24 protein-coding genes are annotated in these 22,581 nt (G+C 32.5%); 20 read left to right on the top strand and 4 right to left on the bottom strand.

All coding sequences use genetic code 11. From position 1 onward, the window contains the following. Positions 1-78: 78 nt before the first annotated feature. The 15 genes from M4I21_RS07990 (at position 79) to tsaB (ending at position 13,130) form a co-directional block, all read left to right on the top strand. Positions 79-879, top strand: coding sequence for an energy transducer TonB (locus M4I21_RS07990; protein WP_249558590.1), 801 nt, complete (start codon positions 79-81; stop codon positions 877-879). A gap of 156 nt (positions 880-1,035) precedes the next feature. Continuing rightward, a complete protein-coding gene (gene cyoE, locus M4I21_RS07995) occupies positions 1,036-1,935 on the top strand; it encodes a heme o synthase (RefSeq protein WP_249558591.1) in 900 nt (299 codons plus the stop codon). A 57-nt stretch (positions 1,936-1,992) separates the two neighbouring features. Then, on the top strand, positions 1,993-2,574 hold the full coding sequence (locus M4I21_RS08000; protein ID WP_249558592.1) for a cytochrome c oxidase subunit 3: 582 nt from the start codon (positions 1,993-1,995) through the stop codon (positions 2,572-2,574). 160 nt (positions 2,575-2,734) lie between these two features. Continuing rightward, on the top strand, positions 2,735-3,715 hold the full coding sequence (locus M4I21_RS08005; protein WP_249558593.1) for a cytochrome c oxidase subunit 3: 981 nt from the start codon (positions 2,735-2,737) through the stop codon (positions 3,713-3,715). Between the two features lie 48 nt (positions 3,716-3,763). Continuing rightward, on the top strand, positions 3,764-4,204 hold the full coding sequence (locus M4I21_RS08010) for a cytochrome C oxidase subunit IV family protein (protein ID WP_249558594.1): 441 nt from the start codon (positions 3,764-3,766) through the stop codon (positions 4,202-4,204). 66 nt (positions 4,205-4,270) lie between these two features. Continuing rightward, entirely contained in the window at positions 4,271-4,900 is a 630-nt protein-coding gene (locus M4I21_RS08015) for a hypothetical protein (protein ID WP_249558595.1), read from the top strand. Positions 4,901-4,917: 17 nt separating this feature from the next. Further along, complete coding sequence (locus tag M4I21_RS08020) at positions 4,918-5,646, top strand: SCO family protein (RefSeq protein ID WP_249558596.1); 729 nt, start codon at positions 4,918-4,920, stop codon at positions 5,644-5,646. After that, a complete protein-coding gene (locus M4I21_RS08025) occupies positions 5,639-6,178 on the top strand; it encodes a DUF420 domain-containing protein (RefSeq protein WP_249558597.1) in 540 nt (179 codons plus the stop codon). Before M4I21_RS08020 ends, M4I21_RS08025 begins: the two co-directional genes overlap by 8 nt. Before the next feature lie 11 nt (positions 6,179-6,189). Further along, the gene (locus M4I21_RS08030) at positions 6,190-6,402 is read left to right on the top strand and encodes a CAMCR motif-containing small membrane protein (protein WP_249558598.1); all 213 of its coding nucleotides are present in this window, start codon (positions 6,190-6,192) and stop codon (positions 6,400-6,402) included. Positions 6,403-6,637: 235 nt separating this feature from the next. Next, positions 6,638-7,339 carry an ABC transporter ATP-binding protein gene (locus tag M4I21_RS08035; protein ID WP_072303791.1) on the top strand — a complete coding sequence of 234 codons (702 nt, stop codon included), beginning with the start codon at positions 6,638-6,640 and terminating at the stop codon, positions 7,337-7,339. Continuing rightward, positions 7,332-8,561 (top strand): ABC transporter permease, encoded by a 1,230-nt coding sequence (locus M4I21_RS08040; RefSeq protein ID WP_249558599.1) that lies wholly within the window; start codon positions 7,332-7,334, stop codon positions 8,559-8,561. The genes M4I21_RS08035 and M4I21_RS08040 overlap by 8 nt, the downstream gene beginning before the upstream one ends. A gap of 1 nt (position 8,562) precedes the next feature. Continuing rightward, complete coding sequence (locus M4I21_RS08045; RefSeq protein WP_072303449.1) at positions 8,563-9,825, top strand: ABC transporter permease; 1,263 nt, start codon at positions 8,563-8,565, stop codon at positions 9,823-9,825. 37 nt (positions 9,826-9,862) lie between these two features. Beyond that, a complete protein-coding gene (locus M4I21_RS08050; RefSeq protein ID WP_249558600.1) occupies positions 9,863-10,996 on the top strand; it encodes an efflux RND transporter periplasmic adaptor subunit in 1,134 nt (377 codons plus the stop codon). 36 nt (positions 10,997-11,032) lie between these two features. Then, complete coding sequence (locus M4I21_RS08055; RefSeq protein ID WP_249558601.1) at positions 11,033-12,364, top strand: TolC family protein; 1,332 nt, start codon at positions 11,033-11,035, stop codon at positions 12,362-12,364. Between the two features lie 82 nt (positions 12,365-12,446). Then, positions 12,447-13,130, top strand: a complete 684-nt coding sequence (gene tsaB / locus M4I21_RS08060) for a tRNA (adenosine(37)-N6)-threonylcarbamoyltransferase complex dimerization subunit type 1 TsaB (RefSeq protein WP_249558602.1) — start codon at positions 12,447-12,449, stop codon at positions 13,128-13,130. 57 nt (positions 13,131-13,187) lie between these two features. Here tsaB and M4I21_RS08065 read toward each other — a convergent pair whose 3' ends face one another. The 3 genes from M4I21_RS08065 to M4I21_RS08075 form a co-directional block, all read right to left on the bottom strand. Further along, complete coding sequence (locus M4I21_RS08065) at positions 13,188-14,009, bottom strand: mechanosensitive ion channel family protein (RefSeq protein ID WP_249558738.1); 822 nt, start codon at positions 14,007-14,009, stop codon at positions 13,188-13,190. Between the two features lie 321 nt (positions 14,010-14,330). Beyond that, the gene (locus tag M4I21_RS08070; protein WP_072303444.1) at positions 14,331-14,531 is read right to left on the bottom strand and encodes a dodecin family protein; all 201 of its coding nucleotides are present in this window, start codon (positions 14,529-14,531) and stop codon (positions 14,331-14,333) included. A gap of 60 nt (positions 14,532-14,591) precedes the next feature. After that, entirely contained in the window at positions 14,592-15,494 is a 903-nt protein-coding gene (locus M4I21_RS08075) for a NifU family protein (protein ID WP_249558603.1), read from the bottom strand. A 117-nt stretch (positions 15,495-15,611) separates the two neighbouring features. On the opposite strand from M4I21_RS08075, the gene M4I21_RS08080 reads away from it, so the two are divergent. Continuing rightward, positions 15,612-16,637 carry a PorP/SprF family type IX secretion system membrane protein gene (locus M4I21_RS08080; RefSeq protein WP_249558604.1) on the top strand — a complete coding sequence of 342 codons (1,026 nt, stop codon included), beginning with the start codon at positions 15,612-15,614 and terminating at the stop codon, positions 16,635-16,637. A 70-nt stretch (positions 16,638-16,707) separates the two neighbouring features. On the opposite strand, the gene M4I21_RS08085 is transcribed toward M4I21_RS08080, so the two are convergent. Next, a complete protein-coding gene (locus tag M4I21_RS08085) occupies positions 16,708-17,901 on the bottom strand; it encodes a vWA domain-containing protein (protein WP_249558605.1) in 1,194 nt (397 codons plus the stop codon). 210 nt (positions 17,902-18,111) lie between these two features. On the opposite strand from M4I21_RS08085, the gene M4I21_RS08090 reads away from it, so the two are divergent. The 4 genes from M4I21_RS08090 (at position 18,112) to fabD (ending at position 22,558) form a co-directional block, all read left to right on the top strand. After that, entirely contained in the window at positions 18,112-20,298 is a 2,187-nt protein-coding gene (locus M4I21_RS08090; protein WP_249558606.1) for a tetratricopeptide repeat-containing sensor histidine kinase, read from the top strand. Between the two features lie 30 nt (positions 20,299-20,328). Further along, positions 20,329-21,060 (top strand): LytR/AlgR family response regulator transcription factor, encoded by a 732-nt coding sequence (locus M4I21_RS08095; RefSeq protein WP_249558607.1) that lies wholly within the window; start codon positions 20,329-20,331, stop codon positions 21,058-21,060. 22 nt (positions 21,061-21,082) lie between these two features. Further along, positions 21,083-21,601, top strand: a complete 519-nt coding sequence (locus M4I21_RS08100; RefSeq protein ID WP_249558608.1) for a gamma carbonic anhydrase family protein — start codon at positions 21,083-21,085, stop codon at positions 21,599-21,601. Between the two features lie 72 nt (positions 21,602-21,673). Beyond that, positions 21,674-22,558 (top strand): ACP S-malonyltransferase, encoded by an 885-nt coding sequence (gene fabD / locus M4I21_RS08105; protein ID WP_249558609.1) that lies wholly within the window; start codon positions 21,674-21,676, stop codon positions 22,556-22,558. The last annotated feature ends 23 nt before the right edge of the window (positions 22,559-22,581 follow it).

Here is a 22,581-nt window from a genome sequence, read left to right on the forward strand (position 1 = left end):
AAGCCCCAAGCATTTGCTTGGGGCTTTTGGTACGCTTCTTGTGTTTTAACATAACTATAACAAATAAAAAATAGTATTATGAAAACAAACACAGAAAATTCTGTTGATTTCCACGGCAATGGAAATAACAGAGCGCTGGCCAATGCTAGCCCTAAAAAGAGTAAGCATGATGCAAATCTACGAAAAAACAGCTTCTTGAACTTTCAAATAGGTTTGGTTGTTGCAATGGGTCTTGTGTACTTGGCACTAGAATCGTCTTATGCTTTTGTAGAGGAGGAGTCATTTACTCCTTCTGAAACAGAGGTAGAGCTGGTAGAGTATCATCCTGATCTAGATAATTTTAAGGTTGAAGAAAATAAGCCTAAGGAGAAAATTTTAGCTAAAGCCATTATTAATCCAGATAAAATCAAAATTGCTCCTGATGATACAAAGTTACTAATTACAGAAATTATAAAAGACACAGAGGCTAGTCCAGATGAGCCAATTGATGTAGGTAGCGTTGTAGATGCAAAAATAATAGAAGAGCCTGTTATTCCTTTAGATGTAGTGGAGGAGGTTCCAATTTTCCCAGGCTGCGAGAAGGTGGCTAAGAATAAAAGAAAGGATTGTTTTAATGAAAAAATGCAAAAACATGTTAAACGCTACTTTAGGTATCCAGATGCAGCTATAGAAATGCGTGAACAGGGTAAAGTAAGTGTAATGTTTAAAATTGGTACAGACGGTATTGTAAAAGACGTGCAAATGAGAGGTCCGTCTAAAATACTAGAAAAAGAAGCTCAGCGTATTATAGCTAAGCTACCGCAAATGACTCCAGGAAAGCAAGGTAATAGTAAGGTTGTAGTACCATATTCTATTCCAATAAATTTTAAGTTGCAATAATATAAATACAATGCCAATAAAAAGAGCCTGTTAGTCTCCTTGCTAACAGGCTCTTTCTTGTTTTATATCAGTGATGTAGATTAAGAAGATAAACCTTCTTAATTGGTTGTAAAGAAATCAATTAGGTTATATCTTTGCAATCCATAAAAATTGAGGATGAAAACTGCGGTTGGTACAGTAAAAGAAGCTACAGATGTTTCGGCATTTACAGACTTTAAAGAAATAACAAAGGCGAGACTAGCTGTTAGTGTAGTTTTTTCTTCTATAGCTGGTTATTTTTTAGGCGCAGATAATATAGATTTTGTAGTTCTGCTACTTTTGGCTTTTGGTGGATATTGTATGGTAGGTGCGTCAAATGCATTTAATCAAATAATAGAAAAAGATCTAGACGCTTTAATGGATCGAACAAAAAATAGGCCAATACCTGCCGGAAGAATGACAGTTACTACTGCTTCAATTGTAGCAGTGGTTATGACTTTAGCTGGTTTAGTTTCTCTATATGTTATAAATCCCAAAACAGCAATGTTTGGAGCTATATCTATTTTCTTATACACTTGTGTTTATACGCCTTTAAAAACAAAGACACCACTAGCTGTTTTTGTTGGTGCTTTTCCGGGCGCCATACCTTTTATGTTAGGTTGGGTTGCTGCAACAAATGAATTTGGAATAGAACCAGGAACATTATTTATGATTCAGTTTTTTTGGCAATTTCCTCACTTCTGGGCTTTAGCTTGGATGTTAGATGAAGATTACAAAAAAGGAGGATTTAAAATGCTACCAACTGGGAAAAAAGATAAAGGAACTATTGTGCAGATTATAATGTATACAATATGGATGATCGTTGTTTCTGTTGTGCCAGCCTTTGGTATTACAGGTGCATTGCAGTTATCCGTAGTAGCAGCTGTGTTGGTCTTTTTAATGGGTGGTGCAATGTTGTTTTTTGCCTTTCGTTTGTTTGATAATAGAGACAATGCCTCTGCAAAAAAATTAATGTTGGCAAGTGTTACTTATATTACGCTAATGCAGATTGTGTATGTTGTAGATAAGTTTGTGTAATTAAATGTATGGGCAATAATTTAATTTGCCTTTTTAATATTAATAAGTGTTTACTAAATGGATTTAACTCAGAGATCAGATAAGGAAAAGTCGGACAATGCTAAAAAAATGATGCTTTGGTTTGGTATCGTTAGTTTAATAATGGCATTTGCAGGTTGGACAAGCGCATATATTGTAAGTAGTTCTAGAGAAGATTGGTTAAAAGATTTTGATCTGCCATCGGCATTTTTCTGGAGTACTTTAATTATTGTTGTAAGTAGTGTTACTTATTTTTTAGCTGTACAAGCTACTAAAAAAGATAAAAAATCAATGGCAAGCACTTATTTATGGGTGACATTGGTTTTGGGTGTTGCTTTTATATTTTTACAATTTGTTGGTTTCTCGCAATTAATAGGAAATGGTTTTTATTTTACGGGCCCAACAAGTAGTATAACAATGTCTTATATCTTTTTAATTGCTGTAGTGCACGTTGCTCACGTATTAGCAGGGCTTATTTCTTTAATTGTTGTTATTGTAAATCAGATGAAAGGTAAGTACTCGTCATCAGAGGTAAACGGATTGGAAATAGGTGCTACTTTTTGGCATTTCTTGGATTTGTTATGGGTTTATTTAATCCTATTCTTCTATTTATATCGATAATAAATAGAAATAAAGTTAATTTCGGTTAAATTTTGGTTTTTGAATAGCCGAAAAAAATGTAAATTTGCGGAATCTATTTAAACTAATAGGTTTGTTTAGGTGTTTTAAGAAATAATAGAACGTAGTTAAGCGTTCTTAGTTTATAAATTTTAAATTGTATATGGATACTACGGTAACAACAGGTACAGCAGAAAGTGTTTGGAGCGGAGGAAGTAAAAATAAACCTTTAGGCGCTAGCTATGGTAAAATGATGATGTGGTTTTTCATCGTTTCTGATGCATTAACTTTTTCAGGCTTTATAGCATCTTACGGATTTTCTAGATTTAAATTTGCAGATAGCTGGCCTATTGCAGATGAAGTTTTTACACACGTACCTCTGTTTCATGGTAACTATCCAATGATTTATGTTGCAATAATGACATTTATCTTAATTATGTCTTCTGTAACTATGGTGCTAGCTGTAGACGCAGGTCATAAATTACAGAAAAATAGAGTTGTATGGTATATGTTCTTTACAGTAATAGGTGGTATTATTTTCTTAAGCTCACAAGCTTGGGAATGGGCTACTTTTATTAAAGGAGATTTTGGAGCTATTGAAACAAAAGGTGGTAGAATACTACAGTTTGTTAAAGCAGATACAGGCGAAAGAGCAGCGATTAGAGATTTTGCTACGCCCTTACATGAAGAAAGAGTAGACCATACAAATAATAAAGGTGTTTGGTTCTTTGGCGAAAGCACATTGCCAGCATATTCTGTTAATGAAGTTGTAACTGGTTTTAAGGCAGATTCTAATATTTTAGTTAGAGTAGAAAATATTAATGAAGACGGGCATAAAATAGTTTTAACTAGAGATGAGTCTTTAAAAAGATTAGCTGGTTCTAAATACGTTGTAGAAGGAGCAAACCTTATACACAATGAGTACGGAAGCAGATTGTTTGCAGATTTCTTTTTCTTTATTACAGGTTTTCACGGTTTTCACGTTTTTACTGGAGTACTTTTAAATGTTATTGTTTTCTTTAATGTTATTATAGGTACTTACGAACGTAGAAAACATTATGAAATGGTGGAAAAAGTAGGTCTTTATTGGCACTTTGTAGATTTAGTTTGGGTATTTGTATTTACCTTCTTTTACTTGGTATAATAGCAGTTTTAAAAAAAAATTACATTACGTATAATAATATAGTATAAAATGGCACACGAACATAAATTAGCGATTTTTAGAGGAAGATTAAAGTTTAAGGATAACATCCAGAAAATTTGGGGCGTTTTAATATTCTTATCATTAGTAACTTTAGTAGAAGTTATTTTAGGTATTTATAAACCATCAATTTTAATGAAACCATTAATTTCTGCTTTTGAGCCTGGTTTATTAGGTTCTACAATGAATTTTTTATTATCTCCGTTTATTTACTTAAAACCCCTAAACTTAATATTTATAGTATTAACTTTAGTAAAAGCATATTACATTGCTTGGGACTTTATGCACTTACGTGATGAGAAAAAAGGATTTCGTAGAGCTATTGTTTGGATTCCAGTATTTTTAATTAGTTACATAGTATTTATTCTATTAACTGAAGGAAGTTATATTTTTGATATTTACCATAGTGGTTTCGTTAAGTGGAACTTCTAATATTATGCATCATTTAACAATATATAAAGACGGTTTTTAAGCCGTCTTTTTTATTTTTGTACTATTATGAAAAAAACATTTGTAATGGTAGTTTTATTTATACTACCAATTCTTGCTTATCTATTTTTTGCTTCGGGAATTCACGAATTTGGTAGGCTCCCAGTACTTACTTCTAAGGTGGGGGAGCTAACTGGTTTTGCTACAGAAACCCAGCTTAAAAACAAAATAACTATTCTTGGTTTTTTAGGTACTAATGTAGACCAGCAAAAAGGGACGGCATTTAATTTAAATCAGAAAATATACAAACACTTTTTTGAGTTCAAAGATTTTCAATTTGTAATGGTTGTTGGTAAGGGACAAGAACAAGAGGTTGAAGAATTAAAAAAACAACTAGCTGTTTTAGCAGATATTAAGAATTGGAAGTTTGTTTATGGTGATAAAGATCAGATTCAATCTTTCTACGGTCAACTAAAAACGGATATTACCTTAAAGGACGATTTAAGTACGCCTTATGTGTTTATTATAGATAAAGATTTAAGTCTGCGTGGTAGAAGAGATGATGAGGATGAAGGCACTAAATATGGTTTTAATACTGTTTCTGTGGCAGAGCTTAATAATAAGATGGTGGATGATGTTAAAATTATTTTAGCAGAATACCGTATGGCTTTAAAGAAAAATAACGCGGAGCGTAAGTAGAACTAAACTCTATTTTTATGAAAAAGAATAATTACAACTACATCTGGATTTCGTTTATAATATTAGTTTTTGGAATAATTTTTATACCAAAGATTATTGATAGAATAAATAGTGGCCAGGTTGTGGAAAATGACCGTATGAACAAGAAGGATAATAAAGGTAATTTGGCTTATGTAGAAATTGACGGCAATAAAAAAAGAGTTCCAGATTTTACATTTATTAATCAGGATAGCTTGGTGGTGTCTAATAGAGATTACTTAGGTAAAGTTTATATTGTCGAATTCTTCTTTACTTCTTGCCCTTCTATTTGTCCTATAATGACAAAAAATTTAGTTCAAATACAGAACGATTTTAAAGGGTTGGAAAATTTTGGTATTGCTTCTTTCTCTATAGATCCAGAACATGATACACCAACAAAGTTAAAAACATATTCAGAGGCCAATGGTATAACTAATTTAGATTGGCATTTAATGACCGGTGATAGGGATGAGATATACGAATTAGCAAACAAAGGTTTTAATATATTTGCACAAGAAAATTCTAGTGTGCCTGGAGGTTTTGAGCATTCTGGTTTATTTGCTTTGGTAGATAAAAGAGGATTTATACGTTCAAGGGTAGATGAGTTTGGAAACCCTATTATCTACTATAGGGGAACAATCTCTGAGGAAGAAGGGGCTAATGATGAAGGCGAAAAAGAACAAATTGGTATATTAAAAGAGGATATTAAAAAATTGTTGAATGAGTAACGTTGATCATTTAAACTCTAAAGAGAAAAGATTTAATAAGATAATTACAGTTGTCTCTATTATTGTACCGGTGGTTGTAGCTCTTTTATTTGGTTATAAAATACCTGACGCAGAGCCTTTGTCTTTTTTACCTCCAATTTACGCATCTGTTAATGGTTTAACTGCGGTGTTTTTAATTGCAGCAGTTTTGGCTATAAAAAACGGTAAGCAAAAATTACATCAAAATTTAATGACGAGCTGTATCGTGTTTTCACTGGCTTTTTTAGTAATGTATATTGCTTATCATATGACATCTGAATCTACATCGTTTGGTGGCGAGGGTGTTGTTAAATATATTTATTTGTTTATCTTAATAACGCATATAATATTATCTATTATAATAATTCCATTAGTTATGAAAACCTACGCTAAAGCATATTTAAAGCAATATGATGCGCATAGAAAATTAGCTAAAATAACATTCCCTATATGGCTTTATGTTGCTGTAACGGGTGTTGTGGTTTATGTAATGATATCTCCGTATTACGTTTAAATTTAATTGTAATGAAAAAACTATTCTTTTTAGTGTTTGTAGCTGCACTCCTAGTGCCACAAGTATCAGAGGCACAATGTGCAATGTGTAGAGCCGTTTTAGAGAGCGAGGGTAATGTTGCTGTAGCACAAGGAGTAAACAATGGTATAAAATACCTGATGGCAGTACCTTATGTTTTAGTTGGAGTTTTATTTTACTTTGTTTATAGAAAAATGAAAGCTTAGTTTTAACATTGTTTTAGCATTGGTTTACTATTAAAATTAGTTTCTTAGTGTTTCATTAGTAGTATGTTACTGTATTTTATTGCCTTCTTAATTACTTGTTAATTGTAATTATTTAAGATGTTTGATCAGGTTGTTTCTTAATTTTAACATTTTTTTCACATTTTAATTGTAACTAAATATAAGTTGGGTAGTCTTACAGTTGTACAAACGTGCATAGCCAAAAAAACGAACACCAATGATAGAAATTAAAGACCTTCATAAGTCTTATAAAATGGGTAACAATTCGTTACATGTTTTAAAAGGTATAAATTTTAATGTAAAAGAGGGAGAACTTGTTGCCATAATGGGTTCTTCTGGATCTGGAAAATCTACACTTCTAAATATCTTAGGAATGTTAGATGTTTTAGATGAAGGATCTTACACGCTAGATGGTGTGCCAATCGTTGATCTTAACGAAACAAAAGCGGCAAAATATAGAAATAAATTTTTAGGATTTATTTTTCAATCATTCAATCTTATCAATTATAAAAGTGCAGCAGAAAATGTAGCACTTCCTTTATACTACCAAGGCGTTGGAAGAAAAGAACGTCAAGAAAAAGCACTCAAATATTTAGAACAAGTAGGTTTAAAGCAATGGGCAGGTCACTTGCCTAGCGAGCTTTCTGGTGGACAAAAACAGCGTGTTGCAATTGCAAGAGCTTTGGCTGCAGAACCAAAAGTTTTAATGGCAGATGAGCCTACTGGTGCTTTAGATAGTAAAACATCTTACGAGGTTATGGATCTTATTCAAAAGATTAATGACGCAGGGAACACTATCTTAATTGTTACTCACGAACCAGATATTGCAGATATGTGTAAGCGTATTGTGCATTTAAAAGATGGTGTAATAGTAGAAGATAAAATAGTGGACCAAGTAAGAGCTTCGCAATATGTTTAGTAGAGACGCTTGGAAAGAGATTTTTGAAACCATTCAGAAAAATAAACTTAGAACATTTTTATCTGGTTTTACTGTAGCTATAGGTATCTTCATTTTTGTAGTACTCTATGGTTTTGGTAACGGATTAACAAATACGTTCGCTAAATTTTTTGGTGATGATGCCACCAATGTATTTTTTATTTTTCCAGGTAGAACCTCTGTGCCATATTCTGGTTATAAGGCAAACAGACAAATTGAGTTTGATAATGATGATCTAGCGGACATTGAAAAAAACTTTGCAATGTTTGTAGACTATATAACACCTAGAATTAGCAGAAATGGTCTTGTAAAGTATAAAAACGAATCTAACAATTATGGTAATATGGGTGTTGCCCCTTCTCATCAATACAGTGAGAAGACTATAATGATGAAAGGGAGATATATTAACGATCAAGATTTAAAAGATAAAACCAAATATGCTGTTATTGGTAGACTGGTAGAACGAGATTTGTTTAAGGATGAGGATGCTCTTGGTAAATATATAGATATTGGAGGTAGTTCTTTTAAGGTTATTGGCGTTTTTCAGGATGATGGCGGAGATAATGAAGAACGAAAAATTTATATTCCCTACACCACAAGACAACTTATAGAGAAAAATACAGATAAAATAGATCAGATGGTTTTAGGCTTTAAGCCACAGATAGGCTATTCTGGGGCAATGTCTTTAGAGCGTAGTTTAGAAAAATACCTAAAGAGTAAAAAGTTTATCAATCCTAATGATGAAAACGGAATTTTTATAAGAAACATTGCGGATCAGTTAAAGCAGAATCAGCAATTGGCAAGTGTATTACAATTAATAGTTTCTTTTGTTGCATTTGGTACTATCATAGCAGGGATTATTGGTATTAGTAATATTATGGTTTTTGTGGTTAAAGAGCGTACCAAAGAGTTAGGAATACGTAAAGCGTTAGGAGCAACTCCAAAATCTGTAATAAGCACTATTTTATTAGAATCTATTTTTATAACCACAATTTCTGGTTTTATAGGAATGTTGCTCGGTACGGTATTGTTAAATGCTATGGGAGATACCTTAGAAGATTATTTTATAACCGACCCATATATTGATACCGGTATTGCAGTTTTTGCAACTATATTATTAATTATATGTGGAGCACTTGCAGGATATGTGCCAGCTAGAAAAGCTGCCAAGATTAAACCAATTGTAGCATTAAGAGACGAATAGTATGAAATTTATATTTAGTAGTAATACTTGGCAAGAAATTTTTGGTTCTATCGGAAAAAATAAAACCAGAACAGCAATAACTGTAATAGGTGTATTGTGGGGTATATTTATTTATATAGCCCTTGCGGGTGCAGCAAAAGGCTTAGATAATGGATTTGAACGTGCTTTTGAGAGTACAGCAATGAACAGTATGTTTGTATGGGCTCAAAGTACAAGTATGCCATATGAAGGGTATAAGACAGGTCGTTCTTTACAACTTAAATTGTCAGATGTAAATACATTAAAAAATAGAATCCCTGAGATACAATATATAGCGCCAAGAAATGCAAAAGGTGTTTTTGGTGGTAGTCAAGCTGCTGTAGTAAGAGGTCAAAAAACGGGCAATGCACCAGTGTATGGAGATTTTCCGATCTACACTAAAATAGCAACTAAAAAAATATATGATGGAGGTCGTTTTATAAACGATGAAGATATAGAACAGGCAAGAAAGGTTGTGGTTATTGGGGAGCGTACACAAAAAGAAATTTTTGAAGAAGATGAAAATCCAATAGGGGAATTTATTAGAGTAGATAATATTTATTTTCAAATAGTAGGAGTGCATAAATTTGTTCCTGGTGGTGGTTTTGAAAGCGATACAGATATGTACATACCATATTCAACTTATAAAAAATTATACAATACTGGAGAAAATGTAGATTGGCTTACTATTGCTGCTTATGATGACGCAGATGTTATACAAGCAGAAAAGGATGTTAAGGCTGTTTTAAAAAGCATACATAATGTTAATCCTGAGGATGAAAGAGCTATTGGAGCCTTTAACTTAGGAGAAATATTTAATAGAATTACTGGTTTTGCAAAGGGACTTACGTTTTTATCACTTATAGTAGGTATTGCAACAATTTTAGCAGGTGTAATTAGTATTGGGAACATCTTACTAATATCAGTTAAAGAGCGTACTAAAGAATTGGGAATTAGACGTGCATTGGGAGCAACGCCAAAAGAAGTGCGTAACTTAATTATATTAGAATCTGTTTTTTTAACAGTTATTTCTGGTATTATGGGTATTGTATTAGGAGCATTAGTATTGTATGGTATAGATGCCGCCACGCAAGATACAGATATGCCGTACACCAACCCAACCCTGCCAATATCTTATGTGTTAGGTGCATTGGGTATTATGGTGTTTTTAGGAACACTAATAGGATTAATACCTGCGCAAAGAGCAGTAAGTATTAAACCAATAGATGCATTAAGAGAAGAGTAAAAAAAATCATAAACTAAATATAACTAAATCAATCAAAATGAATAAAGTGCTAAAATATATACTAATAGCAGTAGCTGTATTGGCTGTATTGTGGGCGGCTGCCTTCTTTATTAAAACAAATAGTAAGTCTTCAATTTCTTATGAAACACAAAAGCCATTTATTGCTAGTATAGAAAAAAAATCTGTTGCAACAGGTAAGGTTGTTCCAGAAGAGGAAGTAGAGATTAAGCCTCAGATTTCTGGTATTATAGAAAAAATATATCTAGAAGAAGGTGTAGAAGTTAAATCTGGCGATTTAATAGCGGTAATTAAAGTTGTTCCTAACGAGCAATCTTTAAACCAAGCTAGTGGTAGAGTAAAAACTGCTCAGTTAGGTTTAAATAATGTAAAGTTAGAGTTCGAAAGAAATAAATCTTTGTTTGAAAAAGACGTAATTTCTAAACAAGATTATGATAATATAAAATTAAGATACGACCAAGCAAGACAAGATGTATCCAATGCACAATCAGATTATCAAATTATAAGAAAAGGTTCTGCAGGTGGTTCTTCTAGTGCAAATACAAACATTAGAGCAACTGTAAGTGGTACAATTCTAGAGATTCCTGTAGAAGAAGGTGATCAGGTAATTGAAAGTAATAACTTTAACGATGGTACAACTATAGCATCTATTGCCGATCTTAAAAAAATGATTTTTGAGGGTAAAGTTGATGAGGGAGAAGTTGGTAAACTTAAAGTTGGTATGCCATTAAAGGTTAGTTTAGGAGCTGTAGATGATAAAGAGTTTGATGCTAAACTTAGATTTATTGCACCAAAAGGAGTTGAAGAAACTGGAGCTGTACAATTTAAAATTGAAGGTGAAGTAGTTATAGATGATAGCGTAATGATACGTGCTGGTTATAGTGCAAATGCATCTTTTATTTTAGAAAAGAAGGATGATATTTTGGTTTTGCCAGAGGCTTTATTACAATTTGATAAAAACACTGATAAACCTTTCGTACAGGTCGCAATTGGAGATCAAAAATTTGAACGTAGAGAAGTTAAAATAGGTATTTCTGATGGTGTTAATGTTGAGATTCTTTCAGGTATAACAGAAGAAGATGCTGTTAAAATTTGGAATAAGACAGAGCCTATTAAAAAAGGTGATGATGACGAAAAAACTACGGAAGAGTAGTCGTACATAAAAACTAAAATCATCAATACAATACATATGAAATTTAAAATATCAATAGTGTTACTTCTATTTGTTGTTGGGCTAACTACTGCTCAAGAAAAAAGATGGAGTATTGAGGAGTGTATAAATTATGCTTTAGAGAATAATATAGATGTAGAGCAGTTAGAGATACAATTAGAAAGTACAAAATTAGGAGAGTCAGATGCTTTTGGAGCCTTTTTGCCAAGTTTAAATGCGTCTACTAATGGTTCTTGGAGTAAAGGTTCTGGTTTTGACCAGACTACCAATCAAAGGGTTTCTGGAACTTTTTTCTCTTTAAATGGAGGCGTTTCTTCTGGTGTTACTCTTTTTGATGGCTTGCGTAACATACATCGTTTTAATAAAGCGAAGCTTAATAGTATAGCTAGTCAGTATAGGTTAGATGGCATTAAGGATAATATAGTGCTCAATGTAGCAAATGCATATTTAGATATATTAGCAAATAAGGAGTCTTTAAAAGTTGTAAAGTTACAAGCAGAGATAGCTAGCAAAGATTACGAACGTACTAAAATGTTAGTGGAAGCTGGTACTGTGCCAAAAGGGGATTTACTGGAGTTAGAAGCTACAATGGCAGACTACGATCAGCAAACTGTAAATGGCGAAAATAACATATTGCTTAAACGTTTGTTTTTAGCGCAGTTATTGCAAATAACAGATTATCAAAATTTTGATATTGCTGAAGATACATACGAGGTGCCACCATCAGAAATATATAACTATTCTGCTAAAGAGGTGTATGATAAGGCACTTACAATTAGAGGTGATATTAAGTTGGCAGAAACTAATATAGATATTGCAGAGAAAGATGTTAAAATAGCAAAAGGCGCATTATACCCTAGTTTAAGTGCTTCTATAGGTTATAACACGAGTTACTCTAGTTTTGTGAAGAAAATTACGAATGCTAGTTTTACAGATCAGTTGGCAGAGAATGATGGTATTGGTTATGGTATGAGTTTAAGTGTGCCAGTATTTAATGGCTTTAGTGTGCGTAACAATATTAGAAGGTCTAAGCTTAATTTAGAACAAACAAAATTACAAGCAGAACAAGAAAAGTTAGCGTTAGAGTCAAGGGTAAATCAGGCTTATTTAGATGTCAGATCTTTCGGAAAAAGATATGAGGCAACACAAAAAACATATGATGCTAGAAAGCAAGCGTACGATTTTGCTAAAGAGCGTTTTGATGTAGGTCTTATGAATGCTTTTGATTTTAGTCAGTCGCAATCTAGATTAGACAATGCTGCAGTAGACGTAGTAAATGCAAAATACAATTACATTTTTAGAATTAAAATATTAGAAATTTACTTTGGTATACCAGTTACCCTGGAGTAAACATAATACATAATTTTAAAAGTCCATTAAGCTATATGTTTAATGGACTTTTTTTATGTTATAACTTGTATCTTTGTAGGCTATGGCAATTATCTTAAATATAGAAACGGCTACCACTAACTGCTCTGTAAGTGTCGCTAAAGAAGGAGAAATGTTAGGGTTAAAAGAGTACAATAGTGCTAGTTTTTCACATGCAGAACAGTTGCATATTTTTATAACTGAAGTTTTGGAAATGGCGTCGTTAACTTTGGCAGATTTAAATGCAATTGCGGTAAGTAAAGGTCCTGGGTCTTATACGGGATTAAGAATTGGAGTTTCTGCTGCTAAAGGCCTTTGTTTTTCTTTAGATGTGCCATTAATAGCTGTAGCTACATTAAATAGTTTAGCACATCAAATAACACCAAATAAAGAAGAAGCTATTGTAGCGGTCTTAGATGCTAGACGAATGGAAGTATATTCGGCTGTTTTTAATTCGAATTTTGATCAGACTATAGAAACAGAAGCTAAAATAATAGATGAAACTTCTTATGAAGATGTATTAAATAAATTTAGTAAGATTTACTTTGTAGGTTCTGGAGCTGAAAAAATTAAAGATACTATACGAGCTAAAAATACAGCGTATATTTTAGATGCTGTACCTTCCGCTAAAGAAATGTGTGCATTATCTTTTGCAAAGTTTCAGGTTTCAAATTTTGAAGATGTAGCTTATTTTGAACCTTATTATCTAAAAGATTTTATGATTCAGAAACCAAAATCAAAAAAATAACCTCATCTAATTTTTCAATTAAATGAGGCTTTATGTTTCGTGTTTTTAATTTAAATACTATTTCGTATTGTGCATAACACGCTGTGGAAAAGGTATTTCAATATCATTGTCATCAAACCTAAGTTTCAATTCTTCTAAAACGTAAAAGTGTGCTGCCCAAAAATCTTCATTTTTAGCCCAAAAACGCAATGATAAGTTTACAGAGCTATCTCCAAGTTCGCCAACATAAACTTCTGGCATAGGATCTTTTAGTATTGTTTCTTTTTCGTTGCAAATTTGAAGCAGAATATCTTTAGCTACTTTTATGTTAGAGCCGTATCCAATACCAACAGTAATTTTATCTCTTCTTGTTTTTTCTATATTGTAATTTACTATGTTATTGTTAGATAATTGTCCGTTAGGAATAATAGCAATCTGGTTTCCAAAAGTAGTTAGCTTTGTTGTAAATATTGATATTTCTTTTACGGTACCATCTACACCTTGGGCGGTAATAAAATCACCTACTTTAAAAGGTTTAAATAGTAAAATTAATACACCACCAGCAAAATTTGCTAAAGAACCTTGTAGCGCTAAACCAATAGCCAAACCTGCGGCACCAATTATTGCAACTAATGATGATGACTGTACACCAAGCTGTGTAATAACCAAAACAAACAAAACTACTTTAAGTGCTATTTTTATAAAGCTTTGTAAAAAGGATTCTAAGGTTGGGTCGTATTCTTTTACTTGAAAGAATTTTGTTACCATTTTATTAATAAACTTGGTAACCCAAAGACCAACAAGTAATATTAACGCTGCGGCTATTAGGTCTGGTAAAAAATCCCAAAATTTTCCTATAAACTTTTCTGCGTACTCTTCGTAATCTGTTAAGATGTCCATCTTCATATATCTTTTTGTTTTATGCAAAGCAAAGAAAAAAAACAGCAAAACAAATAGGGTTTAACATTATATTGCCTATTCTTTCTTTGCTACTATTTAAGCTCTTCTGTGATTGTTTTAAGGTTGGTTAGGTTTACTTATAGGTCTGGTTGGCTATAGTTGTGTTTAAAATCAATTTTAAGACTGGAAAAGCTTTTAAAGAGCTTTGTGTTAGGTGTCTTTTGTGATGTTTTTACTACTATTTTTAATATCAGTTTTTTTGCATAAAAAAAGCGCCTTAAAAAGGCGCTAATTAAAACTGTTATTTGTGTAGTTTAAATGTTACTTAATTTCAAAGGTAATTTTAACATTTACTCTAAATTCTGATACCTCACCATCCTTTACAATTGCGCTTTGTTCTTGTACGTAAACAGATTTAATGTTTTTTACAGACTTAGCGGCTTGTGCAACAGCTTTTTTTGTTGCGTCTTCCCAACTCTTATCAGAGTTAGCTAATACTTCAATTACTTTTAAAATTGCCATAATTATTAGTGTTATAGGTTTCTATAAAAATAGCAAAAATTATTTGTAATTAAAACATTTTTAACCATTTAGGGCAACAACTTCATTTATTTTATCGCCCATTAAGTTTTTTAGTGTATTTTCTATACCGTTCTTAAGGGTAAAAGTAGATGAAGGACAACCGCTACAAGCGCCTTGTAAGACAACGTTTACAGTTTTTGTGCTTTCGTCATAAGACTTAAACATTATGTTGCCACCATCACTAGCAACTGCTGGTTTTATGTACTCTTCTAAAATATCTATAATTTGTTTAGATACGTCGTCTAAGTTTTCATCTTGTAATTGTGTAGCTGGTGCTTCTTCTTTTTGCTTGCTAATACTGTTGGCAGAAACTATTTCTTTGCCTTCGGTTAAAAACGCTTGTATACTTTCTCTAACTTCTAACGTAATCTCGTTCCAGTCTGCAGCTTCTATTTTAGTAACAGAAACATAGTTTTCATCTAAAAAAACTTCTTTTACAAAAGGAAATTTAAATAACTCTGTGGCTAACTCAGAATCTTTTGCTTCTTCTTTGTTTTTAAATTCAAAAATTGTTGGTACAATTAATTTATTTGCAACAAAACGCATAGCTGCAGGGTTAGGCGTGTTTTCTGCATAAACAGTAGCAGGTACACTTTGCGGGTCTTCTTGTTCGTGAACAATAACTTCTCCGCTGTTTAAATATTCTACTAACTGCTGTGCAACCTCATCTTTAACATCTTCCCAAGCAACTATGTCAAAACGCTCTAGCGCTATAAAATTCCCAGAAATATAAACTGTTTTTATAAATGGTAAATAAAATAATTGTTGTGCTAAAGGAGAGTTTTTAGCGTCATCAATATTTTTATATTCGTAGCTATTATTTTTAGTAATAAAGTGATTAGTTTCAAACTTTAATATAGCAGGATTTGTTGTTGTATATATAGTAATATTGTGCTCTTTCATCTTAAAAAAAATAATTTTTACAAAAGTACAAACAAATTCAATGCTAGCTACATAATAATAGTATGGTTGTAAACGTTTTAATATAAATTTAATACTTTTGGATTTTAGCACTTATTTATGAAAAACACATTCTTAGCCTTGTTTTCTTTCTTGTTACTTGGTATTTCTAGTTTAACAGCACAAGAGGGAATACCTGTCTATTTTGATTATTTATCTGATAACTACTACTTAATACACCCATCAATGGCAGGTATTGGAGAAGGAGGAAAGATTAGAGCAACTATTAGGAAGCAGTGGTTTGATGTTGAAGAAGCGCCAAATTTACAAACGATAAATGGACATTATAGATTGAATGAAAAAAGTGGTGTTGGAGCTATTATCTTTAATGATGCAAATGGGTACCATTCGCAAACAGGTTTAAAGCTTACGTATGCGCATCATTTGCGTTTTTCTAGAGATTTAAAGAATTTAAATCAGCTTTCTTTTGGTATTAGTGCAGGTATGATGCAAAGTAACTTGGACGAAAGCGAGTTTAATTCTGTTATACCCGATCCAATTATAACGGGCGGTAATATAAGTTCGTCTTATTATAATATGGATATTGGAGCTTCTTATAATTTCATGGAGTTCTATGCACATGCTACTATTTTAAATGTTTTAAATAGTAAGCGTAATGTGTATTATAAGGATAGAGCAGATGCTGCTAATGTTGCGGTTGTAGATAACCTAAGAAGATATTTGGTATCTGTGGGTTATGTCTTTGGAAAAGGAGACTGGCAACTAGAGCCTTCTGTAATGTTACAAATGACAGATTTTACAAAAGAAAAAACTATAGATATGAATGCTAAAGTCTACCGAAAAATGGATTTTGGTACACTTTGGGGTGGCGTATCTTACAGACGTAGTTTTGATGGTGCTTTGTACCAGAACACTAGCGGTGATACTAAAGAACAAAGATTACAACTTGTAACACCTATTGTTGGTGCTAATTATAAAAACTTTTTAGTGTCTTATAATTACTCTTATCAAATGGGAGATATTAGGTTTGATAACGGAGGTTTTCATCAGTTAACATTAGGATATAATTTTGGTCAACAGTCTGAAAGAAGGTATGACTGTAAATGTCCTGCCGTAAATTACTAGACAATATAAAACAACAAAAAAGCCTGTGATAATTAATTATCACAGGCTTTTTTGTTTAAAAAATAGAATCTTAGTTATCCCAACTGTAATTTTTAGTTGCCGCTTGTTTTACTATTGCAGATAACATAGCATTTTCTAATTCTCCCTTAGACCCTTCTTTTTGATTTTTGGCAATAAAAGCTTCACGCTTTGTATTTGCTTCTTTTATTTGTTGTTGTATTGTTGCTCTTTCTTGGTTTTTGTTTTTAATGTATTCTTCAATTTCCTTTGTAGATTTAGACTGTAGTTCTTTTGGTAGTTGTTTTTTATCAATCTTAGAAACACTAAAATTTTTGTTTTTAGATGCATCAACTAAATCCCAAGAAGCATTATTATACAATCTAGAACTCTTGCTCACCGCTCTTTTTACCATAACAGCTTCTTCCATTTCTGCGGCTTTTTCATCTTGTACAGATTGTAATTCCATTTTAGAATTACCTAAGCTACCATAAGACACATACGTAGTATTTAATTTTTTATTTAGCTTAATAATAACTTCGTCATAAGGAGTGTCTATGTGTATTACTCTTTTATTGTGGTCTATGGCAATATATTCGCCATTTGTTAACTGTGCTCCATTTTGCCAATAGCTATTTATACCTTGGTTGTAATTACCACAGAAGATGGTGTTTACTACAATGCCTTTTTCTTTTGCGTTTACTGTAGCATCTTTGTAATCTAATTTACCTTGATTAAAAGGTTCGTTACCAGCAATAAAAATGAGCTTTAGATTGTCTGGGTTTTTACCCCAATCTAAATCTTTAATGGAGGTATTAATCACTTCGCCGCAATACTCATCACCGCCATTTGTAGTTAAAGAAAATAGTTTTTCAGAAATTTCATCCAAGTCCCCACTAAAATTAATGACCTGTCTTATATAACCGTTTTTAGCATCTAAACTGCTGTTGCCATATTCGTATAACGCAATTTCTAATTCTGGTCTTGACTCGTTACCGCATTTTACATAACTAAACTTATTTACAATATCCCACAATTGAGCTTTTGCTTGGTTAATTAGTCCGTCCATACTATTACTAGTATCTAATAAAAGTGCAATTTTAACTACATTTTTTTCCGGTTTTTTAACGTCTGTTATCGCTTGTGCTATTATAGTTGTTTCGGGGTCTATGGTAGTTTTTAATTTTGGTTTTGCTTCACAACTAAAAGAGCTGCCTATAAAAAGTGCTACTAAGCCTATACTTGCTATCTGTTTTGCGTTTTTCATTTTATCTATTTTTTATTTGTTACAGGGTAAAAGTATTTTTAAAGTTTTTTATAAGAAATAGGGAATGAGTAAACTGTCATTTTGAATGAGTAAACAAACCAAAGCAGTTTGTGAGACGCGTAAAACCTTTGTTTTTTAGAGTGATTTCTCATTTTTGGCATTTTTTAGAATCAGATAAAACAACTAAGTTTACCATATCTAATTGTAAGAATGAAGCTAAAAAAATACATATTGTTATTGTTGCTGTTTACTACGGCAATAACTTTTTCTCAGATTAACAATGCCAAGGAATTAACAATCAAAGGCACAGTTAAGACAAAAGTAAAAGGGAATCCAATTACTGGGGTAGAGGTTTCTGCTTCTAGTGGAGCTACGGTGTATACAGATGTTTTTGGTTCGTATAAAATTAAGGCTGTTATAGGAGATTATCTACTGTTTAAAAGTAGAGATATAGAAACCGTAGAATATCGTATTATTAATGATGAAGATGTAGATGTTTTAGTAGAAGGTTTAGATGGTGATGAAGTAGGAGTAAGCAAAAGTCAATTGCACGGAGCTTACTTGGATTCTGCCAAACAATATAAAAAGGAAGATATAGGTAGGAGTATAGATTACATTAGAATTTCTTTAGAGCAGTTGGGTAAAAGAGGAAATAATAAAGAGCGTGCAGCTTCTTTTTCTTTGTTAGGTGAAATTTACCAGTACCATAAACAGTACGATCTTGCTGTAGATAATTACAATGAATCTCTAACCACTTACGAAACCTTAAAAACTAAGATTCTATTAGGTAATGCTTATGTGTTAAATAAAGAATATAAAAATGCCGAGAAAATATTTTTAGAGTTAAAGGATCATAAAAAATTATCTAGCTACCAGAAAATACAGGTGTTTGAGGGTTTGGGTGATGCCTATAAAGCAATGCAAGATGCTAAAAACGCTGTAGCTAGCTATAATAGCGGTTTAAAGGTTGCTAAAAGGGAATTGGTGTCTCCTAAAATAACAGATTTAAATAGCAAAATTGCCGAAACTTACGATGATGTAAACCAAACAGATGAAGCAGAAGCTTATTTTGATAGTTCTTTAGAATCTGCAAAAAGTGAAGCGCCACAACGTTCTTTAGAAGTTAAAGAAAGAGCAGCAGATTTTTATAGTAAAAATAATTTATACGACAAGGAAATGGAGTTGCGTAAAAAGAGTCTAAAAGAAATAGACCTCTTAAATAGCAACAAAAAAAAGTCGGCTACTCTTAAAACAGAAGCTATAGAAGTACCTATTACCAGACAACGCATAAACTATAAAATAGCAAATACTTTAATTGTACAAGATAAATTAGATGAGGCTATACCGTATTTAGAAGAAAGTATATCTGAGGCAGCTAGTGAAAATGATTTGGTGGTACAAAAAGATGCAACACGTAAATTATCTGAGCTTTATGATGATAAAGGAGATTATTCTAAAGCTTTAGAAACCTATAAAAAATACGCCGCAGTAGCAGATACTTTGTATGCGCGTAAAGAACAAGAGATTTCTAGAGCGGAACGATTAAGTAAACAAATTGCAGCTAAACAAAATCGTATTACAGGTTTAGAGAAAGACAAGGAGTTGTCTGAGAGTAAATACAGTTTAGCGCAAACAAAACAAGACTTATATACTACAACAACAAAGAAGCAACGGCTTTTAATATACTCTCTAATTTTAGGAATGTTACTGTTTGGTGTTGCTGCTTTTTTCTTTTACAGAAGTAACAGACAACAGAAATTAGCAAATAATCTGTTGGCATTAAAATCGTTGCGATCACAGATGAATCCGCATTTTATATTTAATGCATTAAACTCTGTGAATAATTATATTTCTAAGAGCGATGAGCGAAGCGCAAATCGTTTTTTAAGTGAGTTTTCAACCTTAATGCGAGCTGTTCTAGAAAACTCAGAAGAAGATTTTATTCCGCTTACAAAAGAGTTAGAGTTGTTAGAGTTGTATGTAAAACTAGAGCACTCGCGTTTTCCAGATAAGTTTAACTATAAAATAGAAACAGATCCTAGTATAGATGTTGCTGCTTTTCAAATACCCCCAATGTTGCTTCAGCCGTATATAGAGAATGCTATTTGGCACGGATTACGATATAAAGAAGATTTGGGTTTTTTAAACATCAGTCTAAAGCAAAAAGATAAAGAGGGTATAGAAATAACCATAGAAGATAATGGTATAGGTCGATTAAAGTCGGCCGAGTTAAAAACCCAAAATCAAAAGAAACAACGTTCTAAAGGGATGGGAAATATTAAAAAAAGAGTCGCTATTTTAAATAGTATGTATAAAGATAAGGTTACAGTTTTTGTACAAGATTTAAATGAAGATGGCTCTGGAACTAAAGTAGTATTAACCTTAAAAAAGGACTAATACAAGTTGCTTATTTTTAAATAGTAGAGAATGAAATTAAACGCAATTATAGTTGAAGATGAAGCTAATAGTAGGGAGATTTTAACCAACTATTTAACAAAATATTGTCCTGCAGTAAATCTGTTAGGTGAAGCGCCATCTATAAAAGAGGGTTTGGCCTTAATTGAAAAGCACCAACCAGATTTAATTTTTTTAGATGTAGAAATGCCTTTTGGTAATGCTTTTGATTTACTAGATCAGGTGCCAGACAGAACTTTTGAAACCGTTTTTGTTACTGCATACAACCAATATGCTATGGATGCTTTAAATAGTCACGCTGCATATTATTTAATGAAACCTATTAATATAGACGAGCTAATTAAAGCAGTAGATTATGTAGTAGAGATTCGAAGTAAAGAAAACGCATTGGAAGATCGTATTTTACAACCAAAGACAAATAAGATAAATGGTAAAATTACTTTGCCGCAACAAGACGGATTTCAGGTATTAAATGTAGCTGATATTTTGTATTGTAAGGCCGATGATAACTATACAGAGATTTATTTAGAAAACAAGAAGATTTTAGTGAGTAAAACACTAAAGTACTTTGAAGAAGCAATGGCAGATTTTCCGTTTGCGCGCATACACAAGTCGTACTTGGTAAACGTAAATGCCGTAGCAAAATATAAAAAAGGAAAAGGCGGTAGCGTAGTTTTGCATAATGGTAAAGAACTATTGGTTTCGGCCTCTAAAAAGAAAGATTTTTTATCTTATTTTGAATAAAATTTAAATACACAATTTTAGAATGATACTTAAAGAAGTAAACGGAAAATCCCCTCAAATAGGAGAAGATTGTTTTATAGCAGAAAATGCAACTATTGTTGGTGATGTAGTAATGGGGAGTCAATGCAGCGTTTGGTATAATGCTGTATTGCGTGGCGATGTTCATTATATAAAAATGGGAAACAAAGTAAATGTCCAAGATGGCGCAGTTATCCATTGTACGTATAAAAAAAGTCCGACTACTATTGGTAATAATGTTTCTATTGGCCACAATGCGATAGTGCATGGATGCACCATAAAAGACAATGTATTAATTGGTATGGGTAGTATTGTTATGGATGATTGTGTTGTGGAGAGCAACAGTATTATTGCGGCAGGAGCAGTAGTTACTAAGGGCACACATATACCTTCTGGAACTGTTTTTGCAGGTATGCCGGCAAAAAAAATTAAAGACATAAGTGTAGCATTAAGTGAGGGTGAGGTAAACCGTATTGCAGATAATTATGTAACTTATTCTAGTTGGTTTAAAGACAAGGAATAAACTTTAGAGCAACCAATATGTTCTCTAGATAAGTTTTACTTATTTTTGTCAATCAATTTAAAAATTAAAAGAATGAATGCATATATATTTCCTGGTCAAGGAGCACAGTTTGTAGGTATGGGGTTAGACTTGTATGAGAAGTACCCTTTGGCACAAGAATTATTTGAAAAAGCAAACGATATATTAGGTTTTCGTATCACTGATATTATGTTCGAGGGTACACCTGAAGATTTAAAACAAACAAAAGTGACGCAGCCTGCAATTTACTTACACTCTGTAATTATGAGTAAAGTAATGGGCGATACTTTTAAGCCAGATATGGTTGCTGGGCACTCGTTAGGAGAATTTTCTGCTTTGGTAGCGAATGGTACATTAACTTTTGAAGACGGATTAAAATTAGTGTCGCAAAGAGCAATGGCGATGCAAGAAGCCTGTGAAATGCAATCTAGTACAATGGCTGCAGTTTTAGGATTAGAAGATGCGGTTGTAGAAAAAATATGTGCAGAGACAGAAGGTGTTGTTGTGGCGGCAAATTATAACTGCCCTGGTCAATTAGTTATTTCAGGAGATGTAGATGCAATTACTATTGCTTGTGAAAAAATGAAAGAAGCAGGAGCAAGGAGAGCTTTGTTATTACCTGTAGGAGGAGCATTTCATTCCCCTTTAATGGAGCCAGCAAGAGAGAAATTAGCTGCAGCAATTGAAAATACTACGTTTAGCGAGCCAAGATGTCCTATTTACCAAAATGTACCAACCACGGCTGTACAGAATGCAGAAGAAATTAAAAAGAATTTAATATCACAATTAACAGCTCCGGTAAAATGGACACAAAGTGTGCAAAATATGGTTGCAGACGGTGCAACTTTATTTACGGAAGTTGGTCCAGGTAAAGTTTTACAAGGATTGGTGAAAAAAATACACAAAGAATCAGAAACTACATCGGCAGTATTATCTTAAATCCTTGAAGAATAAATGACTAT

It is taken from the genome of Cellulophaga sp. 20_2_10, from assembly GCF_023476645.1.
GTDB lineage: Bacteria > Bacteroidota > Bacteroidia > Flavobacteriales > Flavobacteriaceae > Cellulophaga.